This is a genomic window from Streptomyces sp. NPDC043952 (assembly GCF_056435325.1).
The window spans coordinates 58,585-65,329 of record NZ_JBWKES010000037.1 but is presented as its reverse complement, the minus strand read 5'-3'; the positions used below and the strand labels follow the sequence as shown (position 1 = coordinate 65,329).

At 68.6% G+C, this 6,745-nt stretch carries 6 protein-coding genes; 3 read left to right on the top strand and 3 right to left on the bottom strand.

Features of this window, described 5'->3' with window-relative positions; all coding sequences use genetic code 11:
- Positions 1-221 precede the first annotated feature (221 nt).
- Genes AC069R_RS28950 through AC069R_RS28940 form a run of 3 tightly spaced genes read left to right on the top strand, consistent with a single transcriptional unit; the run spans position 222 to position 3,355 of the window.
- Positions 222-1,202, top strand: a complete 981-nt coding sequence (locus tag AC069R_RS28950; protein ID WP_478769721.1) for an ABC transporter permease — start codon at positions 222-224, stop codon at positions 1,200-1,202.
- 52 nt (positions 1,203-1,254) lie between these two features.
- Complete coding sequence (locus AC069R_RS28945) at positions 1,255-2,286, top strand: ABC transporter ATP-binding protein (protein WP_478769720.1); 1,032 nt, start codon at positions 1,255-1,257, stop codon at positions 2,284-2,286.
- Positions 2,287-2,311: 25 nt separating this feature from the next.
- Entirely contained in the window at positions 2,312-3,355 is a 1,044-nt protein-coding gene (locus AC069R_RS28940; RefSeq protein ID WP_478769719.1) for an ABC transporter ATP-binding protein, read from the top strand.
- A gap of 136 nt (positions 3,356-3,491) precedes the next feature.
- Here the strand turns inward: AC069R_RS28940 and AC069R_RS28935 are convergent, their stop codons facing one another.
- From AC069R_RS28935 to AC069R_RS28925, 3 genes are read right to left on the bottom strand one after another with little or no spacing between them, the layout of a single operon-like run.
- Positions 3,492-4,649 carry an ABC transporter ATP-binding protein gene (locus AC069R_RS28935; protein ID WP_478769718.1) on the bottom strand — a complete coding sequence of 386 codons (1,158 nt, stop codon included), beginning with the start codon at positions 4,647-4,649 and terminating at the stop codon, positions 3,492-3,494.
- Positions 4,650-4,661: 12 nt separating this feature from the next.
- Positions 4,662-5,684, bottom strand: coding sequence for an ABC transporter ATP-binding protein (locus tag AC069R_RS28930; protein WP_478769717.1), 1,023 nt, complete (start codon positions 5,682-5,684; stop codon positions 4,662-4,664).
- Between the two features lie 13 nt (positions 5,685-5,697).
- Entirely contained in the window at positions 5,698-6,678 is a 981-nt protein-coding gene (locus AC069R_RS28925; protein WP_478769716.1) for an ABC transporter permease, read from the bottom strand.
- Between the last annotated feature and the right edge of the window lie 67 nt (positions 6,679-6,745).

Genomic DNA, 6,745 nt, shown 5'->3' with positions numbered 1-6,745 from the left:
TAGGTGAAGCGCTTGTACCTCCACGGCTCAGGCTTATGCAATTTGGGGGGGAACCTGACTTTTGACGGCTGCGTTCTCCCCCGGTGGTACTCAGATTCCGGCCCCCCCCGGGGGGGGGGGGGCGCCCCCCCCCCCCCCCACCCTCGGCTCGTCCACCGGGCCTCCGGTCACCCCGGCCCGGCCCGCTCCGTACGACGGCCCTCCCAGGAAAGCCAACCCCCATGCTTCGCTTCCTCGTCCGCCGAGTCCTCGGCGCCCTGGTCACCTTGCTGATCATCAGCGCGATCACGTTCATGCTCTTCTACGCGGTGCCGCGCGACCCGGCCCGGATCGCCTGCGGCAAGGTCTGCACGCCGGAGACGCTCACCGTCATCCGGCACAACATGGGGATCGACCAGCCGCTGCCGGTCCAGTACTGGCACTGGCTGACCGGCATCTTCGCGGGCCGCAACTACCCCGGCTTCGGCAACTGCGACGCCCCGTGCCTGGGCTACTCGTTCGTCAACCGCGAGCCCGTCTGGTCGACGATCTGGGACCGGTTCCCGACCACGGCCTCCCTGGCCCTCGGCTCCGCGGTCGTCTTCCTGATCTTCGGTATCGGCACGGGCATGCTGGCCGCGGTGAAGCAGGGCAAGTCCGTGGACAAGATCGCCAGCTCCTCCTCGCTGGTCGCCTCGTCGATGCAGATCTACTTCGTCGGCCCGCTGGCCCTGTACCTCCTCGTCTACCAGACGCACCTGCTCGACCAGCCCGCGTACACCCCCTTCACCAGCGACCCGGCCGGCTGGTTCACCGGACTCCTCGTGCCGTGGCTGGTACTGGCGCTCATCTGGACCGCCAACTACACCCGTATGACCCGCTCGCAGCTGGTCGAGACGCTGAGCGAGGACTACGTCCGCACCGCCCGCGCCAAGGGCCTGTCCGCGCGCAACGTCTTCTTCCGCTTCGCCTGGCGCGGCGCCATGGGACCGATCGTCACCATCTTCGGCATCGACCTGGGCGTTCTGCTCGGTGGCGCGATGATCACCGAGAAGACCTTCAGCCTCCAGGGCCTGGGCATGCTGGCGGTGAAGTCGGTGACCACCAACGACCTCCCCATGCTGCTCGGCGTCATGATCATCACCGCCGCGTTCGTGATCTTCGCGAACATCGTCGTGGACGCCGTCTACGCCATGATCGACCCGCGGATCCGGCTCGCCTGACCCCGCCTCGCCCCCACCTGCTACCCCGCATCACCCCTCCTGGAGCGTCCCCGTGACGAGCACCGATTCGCAGCCCTTTCTGTCCATCAAGGACTTGAAGGTGCACTTCTCGACCGAGGACGGCATCGTCAAGGCCGTCGATGGTCTCTCCTTCGACCTCGAACGCGGCAAGACGCTGGGCATCGTCGGTGAGTCCGGGTCGGGCAAGTCGGTCACCAACCTGACCATCCTGGGCCTGCACAACCCCGACAGCACCACGGTCGAGGGCTCCATCGAGCTCGACGGCGAGGAACTGAACGGGGCTTCCGAGAAGACCCTGGAACGACTCCGCGGCAACAAGATGGCGATGATCTTCCAGGACGCCCTGGCCTCGCTGTCGCCGTACCACACCATCGGCACGCAGATCGGCGAGGTGTACCGCAAGCACACCGGCGCCTCCAAGCAGGAGGCCCGCGCACGGGCGATCGAGATGCTGAAGCGCGTCGGCATCCCGCAGCCGGACCAGCGGGTGGACAACTACCCGCACGAGTTCTCCGGCGGTATGCGCCAGCGCGCGATGATCGCCATGGCCCTGGTGTGCGACCCGAAGCTGCTGATCGCCGACGAGCCGACCACCGCGCTCGACGTGACCGTGCAGGCCCAGATCATGGACCTGCTCAAGGACCTCCAGCAGGAGTTCGGCACCTCGATCATCTTCATCACCCACGATCTGGGGGTGATCGCGGACATCGCCGACGACGTGCTGGTGATGTACGGCGGCCGGTGCGTGGAGCGCGGCACGAAGCGCGAGGTACTGAGGTCTCCCCAGCACCCGTACACCTACGGCCTGCTGGGCTCCATGCCGAGCCTGGACGGCCCCGTGGACGTGCCGCTGAACCCGATTCCGGGCTCGCCGCCCTCGCTGCTGAACCCGCCCACCGGCTGCCGTTTCCACCCGCGCTGCGTCTTCGCCGACAAGGTGGAGGGCGGCAGGTGCGCCAAGGAGAGCCCGGTGCTGGAGATCGTGGACGGCCGCGGCAACGCCTGCCATCTGACGGACGAGCAGCGGCTCGAGTACCTCGCCGACCCGGCCAAGGCCCACTGACGTAAAGAGACGGGACTTCACCCCCATGAGCAACACGAACCCCCTTCTGGACGTCTCCGGGCTCACGAAGCACTTCCCCATCAAGGGCGGCTTCCCGATCCGGCGGACCGTCGGCGCGGTACAGGCCGTCGACGGGCTGGACTTCCAGGTCTCCGAGGGCGAGAGCCTCGGTCTGGTCGGCGAATCCGGCTGCGGCAAGTCGACCACCGGCCGGCTGATCACCCGCCTGCTGGAGCCGACCGCCGGCAAGATCTCCTACCGCGGGCAGGACATCACGCACGCGGGCCGCAGGGAACTGGCGCCGATCCGCTCCGAGATCCAGATGATCTTCCAGGACCCGTACGCCTCGCTGAACCCGCGGCACACGGTCGGCAAGATCATCGCCGGACCGATGGAGATCAACGACATCAACCCGGCGGGCGGTCGCGAGAAGCGGGTGCGCGAGCTGCTGGAGATCGTCGGCCTCAACCCCGAGCACTACAACCGCTTCCCGCACGAGTTCTCCGGCGGCCAGCGCCAGCGCATCGGCGTGGCACGGGCACTGGCCCTGGACCCGAAGCTGATCGTGGCCGACGAGCCGGTCTCCGCGCTGGACGTCTCCATCCAGGCGCAGGTCGTCAACCTGCTCCAGAAGGTCCAGCGGGAACTGGGCATCGCGTTCGTCTTCATCGCCCACGACCTCGCGATCGTCCGGCACTTCTCGCAGCGCGTCGCGGTGATGTACCTCGGCAAGATCGTGGAGATCGCCGACCGCGACGACCTGTACGGCAACCCGCGTCACCCCTACACCCGCGCGCTGCTGTCCGCGGTGCCCGAGGCGACGGTGGACGAGGTGCCGCGCGAGCGCATCCGCCTGGTCGGCGACGTGCCCTCGCCGATCAACCCGCCGTCCGGCTGCCGCTTCCGCACCCGCTGCTGGAAGGCGACCGAGAAGTGCGCCTCGGAGGCCCCGCCGCTGGTCCAGGTCGAGGGCAACAAGCCGGGCCACCTGACGGCGTGCCACTACCCCGAGACGGCGGAGACGGTCCCGGCCCCCCGTCTCTCCAAGGACCCCGAGGCAGCGGTCTGACACACCCCTTTCGTCGACCGTCCCGCCATGGAACGGACTGTGCGGCCCATTGACCCGAGCCCATGACCGTCCGCTCCCAGGGGAGCGAAGGCCCGTGCGCATCCGCACGGGCCTTCTGCGTGTCCGCGGCAGGGCGTTACGGCTGGCCTTCCCCCTCGGCCGTGTCCTCCCCCTCGCCCGGTCCCGTGTCCTCCAGTGCGGCCAGCGCCGGGTCCAGCACGATGTCCTCCTCGCGGCCCTCGATCGTCGGCTCCTCCGGGAAGTGGCAGGCCGTCAGGTGGCCCTCGTGGTTGCCGGAGATCCGGACCAGGGGCGGCTCCTCGGCGGCACACTTGTCCTGGGCCTTCCAGCAGCGCGTGCGGAAGCGGCAGCCCGACGGCGGGGAGATGGGCGAGGGCACGTCGCCGGCCAGGCGGATGCGCTCCCGGCCGCCCGTGTCCTCGTCCGTGAGGTTGACCTCGGGGACCGCGGACAGCAGGGCGTGCGTGTAGGGGTGACGGGGGCGGGTGTAGATGGAGTCCCGGTCGCCCACCTCGATGATCTTGCCGAGGTACATCACCGCGACCCGCTGCGAGAAGTGCCGTACCACCGCGAGGTCATGGGCGATGAAGAGGAACGCAATGCCCAGGTCGTTCTGCACCTGCTGGAGCAGGTTGACCACCTGGGCCTGGATGGAGACGTCCAGCGCGGAGACCGGCTCGTCGGCCACGATCAGCTTGGGCTCCAGGGCCAGTGCCCGTGCCACGCCGATGCGCTGGCGCTGGCCGCCGGAGAACTCGTGCGGGAAGCGGTTGTAGTGCTCGGGGTTGAGGCCGACGATCTCCAGCAGCTCGCGCACCCGTTTCTCCCGGCCGCCCGCCGGCTTGAGGCCGTTGATCTCCATCGGCCCGGAGATGATGGTGCCGACCGTCTGCCGCGGGTTCAGCGACGAGTACGGGTCCTGGAAGATCATCTGTATCTCGGAGCGGATCGGCGCCAGTTGCTTGCGCGAGGCGTGGCTGATGTCCCGGCCGCGGTAGGTGACGGTGCCGGCGGTCGGCTCCATGAGCCGGGTGATCAGCCGGCCCGTGGTGGACTTGCCGCAGCCCGACTCGCCGACGAGCCCGAAGCTCTCACCGGTGCGCACGCTCAGGTCGATGCCGTCCACGGCCTGCACCTGCCCGACGGTACGGCGGATCGGGAAGCCGCCCTTGACCGGGAAGTGCTTGGTCAGGCCCCTGACTTCGAGCAGCGGTTCCCCGTCCGGGGCGGGGCCCTGCGGGCGCTGGGCCGGGAGGACCAGGTCCTCTGTCATGACAGTGTCCTCCTAGCCCAGGCGGGGCTTGATCTCCTCGATGAAGATGGTGCGCTTCTGGTCTGCGGTCAGATGGCAGGCGGACGCCCGGTCGGTGGCGAGCGGCGGGCGTTCGGTCGTACAGCGGTCCGCTCCCGCCACCCGGCCCCGGAAGGCGCAGCGCGGGTGGAAACGGCAGCCGGACGGCGGGTTCAGCAGGGAGGGCGGGGCGCCCGGTATCGGGGACAGCCGCGCGCCGGTGTCGGAGTCCAGGCGCGGCATGGAGTTCAGCAGTCCCCAGGTGTACGGGTGCTGGGGCGAGCGCAGCACCCGTCCGGTGGTGCCCCGCTCGACCGCGCTGCCCGCGTACATCACCATGATGTCGTCGGCCATGTCGGCGATCACCCCCAAGTCGTGGGTGATGAAGATGATGCCCGATCCGAACTCCTGTTGCAGGTCCTTCAACAGGTCGAGAATCTGGGCCTGTACGGTCACGTCGAGCGCGGTGGTCGGTTCGTCCGCGATGAGCAGGTCGGGATCGCAGACCAGGGCCATGGCGATCATGGCGCGCTGGCGCATGCCGCCGGAGAACTGGTGCGGGTAGTCCTTGGCCCGCTGCCGGGGGTGGGGGATGCCGACCTTGCCGAGCATCTCGACGGCGCGTTCCCACGCCTGCTTCCTGGAGGCGCCGTTGTGCTTCATGTACGGCTCGGCGATCTGCCGGCCGACGGTGTAGTACGGGGAGAGCGCGGTGAGCGGGTCCTGGAAGATCATGGCGACTTTGTTGCCGCGCAGCTTCTCCAGCTCCGGCTCGCGGGCGGTGGTCAGCTCCTGCCCGTCCAGCAGGATCTCGCCCTCGACGGTGGTGAACATCGGGTTGTGCAGGCCGAGGATGGTCAGGTTCGTCACCGACTTGCCCGAGCCGGACTCGCCCACGATGCCGAGCGTCCGGCCGCGCTCCAGATCGAAGGAGAGCCGGTCCACGGCCCGTACGACGCCGTCCTCGGTCTTGAAGCTGACGTGCAGGTCCCGCACGGACAGGAGAGGGGTGCTCATGGATGTCTCTCCTCTAGGCCAGCCGCACGCGCGGGTCGATGAAGGCATAGGCGGCGTCGACGACGATGTTGAAGACCAGGATCATGGTGGCGGCGAACAGCATCACCCCGAGCAGCAGCGGCAGATCGCTGAAGAACACGGACTGCACGGCGAGTTGGCCGAGCCCCGGCAGCCCGAAGGTGTACTCGGTGATGATGGCGCCGCCGAGCAGGGAGCCGAGGTCGATGCCGAAGATGGTGACGATCGGGATCAGCGAGCCGCGCCAGGCGTAGCGGAAGAAGACGTATCTGCGGGACATGCCCTTGGCGCGGGCGGTGCGCACATGTTCCTCCTGGAGCTGCTCGATCATCGCGGAGCGCGCCATACGGGTGTACTGCGCGGCGAAGATCGTGGACAGCACCACCCAGGGGATGATCAGCCCGGTGAACCAGCTCAGCGGGTTGCCGGTGAAGTCGTTGTAGGCGGGTTTGTCGAACCAGTGGGTCTGGTAGACGAGGATCGCGAGGGCGAGCGGGCCGAGGAAGTAGATCTGGAGCGCGCTGATGACCATGGCGCCCGCGGTGGCCGTCTTGTCGATCAGGGTGCCGCGCCGCCAGGCGGCGAGCAGACCGGTGCCGAGGCCCACGACCAGGAAGCAGACGGCCGCCCCCAGGGTGAGCGAGACGGTGGTGGGCAGCCGGTCCATCAGGGTGGACCAGACCGGGTCGTTGGTGTGGTACGAGTATCCGAAACACGGTGCCGGGCAGGGCCCTTGGGCGAACTGGTCGCTGCCCATGACGAGGTTGTGCAGGAAGATCCAGTACTGCTCGGTGAGGGGCTTGTCGAGGCCGAGCACATGGTGGATGTTCGCGATGCTGTCCGGGTTGCAGGTCTTGCCGCACATCAGCAGCGCCGGGTCTCGGGGCACCCCGAAGAACAGCACGAACGTGACGATGCTCAGCAGAAACAGGATGACGACGGCACCGATGATCCGGCGGACGAGGAAGCGCAGCATGACAGGGCAGCTCTCAGACGTCGGCGGTCCGGGCGCTGCCCGGCGCGCCTGGCGGTGAGGCGCGCCG

Coding starts and splice junctions, on each gene's coding strand:
- AC069R_RS28950 (WP_478769721.1), top strand. CDS start 222: ATGCTTCGCTTCCTCGTCCGCCGAGTCCTCGGCGCCCTGGTCACCTTG.
- AC069R_RS28940 (WP_478769719.1), top strand. CDS start 2,312: ATGAGCAACACGAACCCCCTTCTGGACGTCTCCGGGCTCACGAAGCAC.
- AC069R_RS28935 (WP_478769718.1), bottom strand. CDS start 4,649: ATGACAGAGGACCTGGTCCTCCCGGCCCAGCGCCCGCAGGGCCCCGCC.
- AC069R_RS28930 (WP_478769717.1), bottom strand. CDS start 5,684: ATGAGCACCCCTCTCCTGTCCGTGCGGGACCTGCACGTCAGCTTCAAG.
- AC069R_RS28925 (WP_478769716.1), bottom strand. CDS start 6,678: ATGCTGCGCTTCCTCGTCCGCCGGATCATCGGTGCCGTCGTCATCCTG.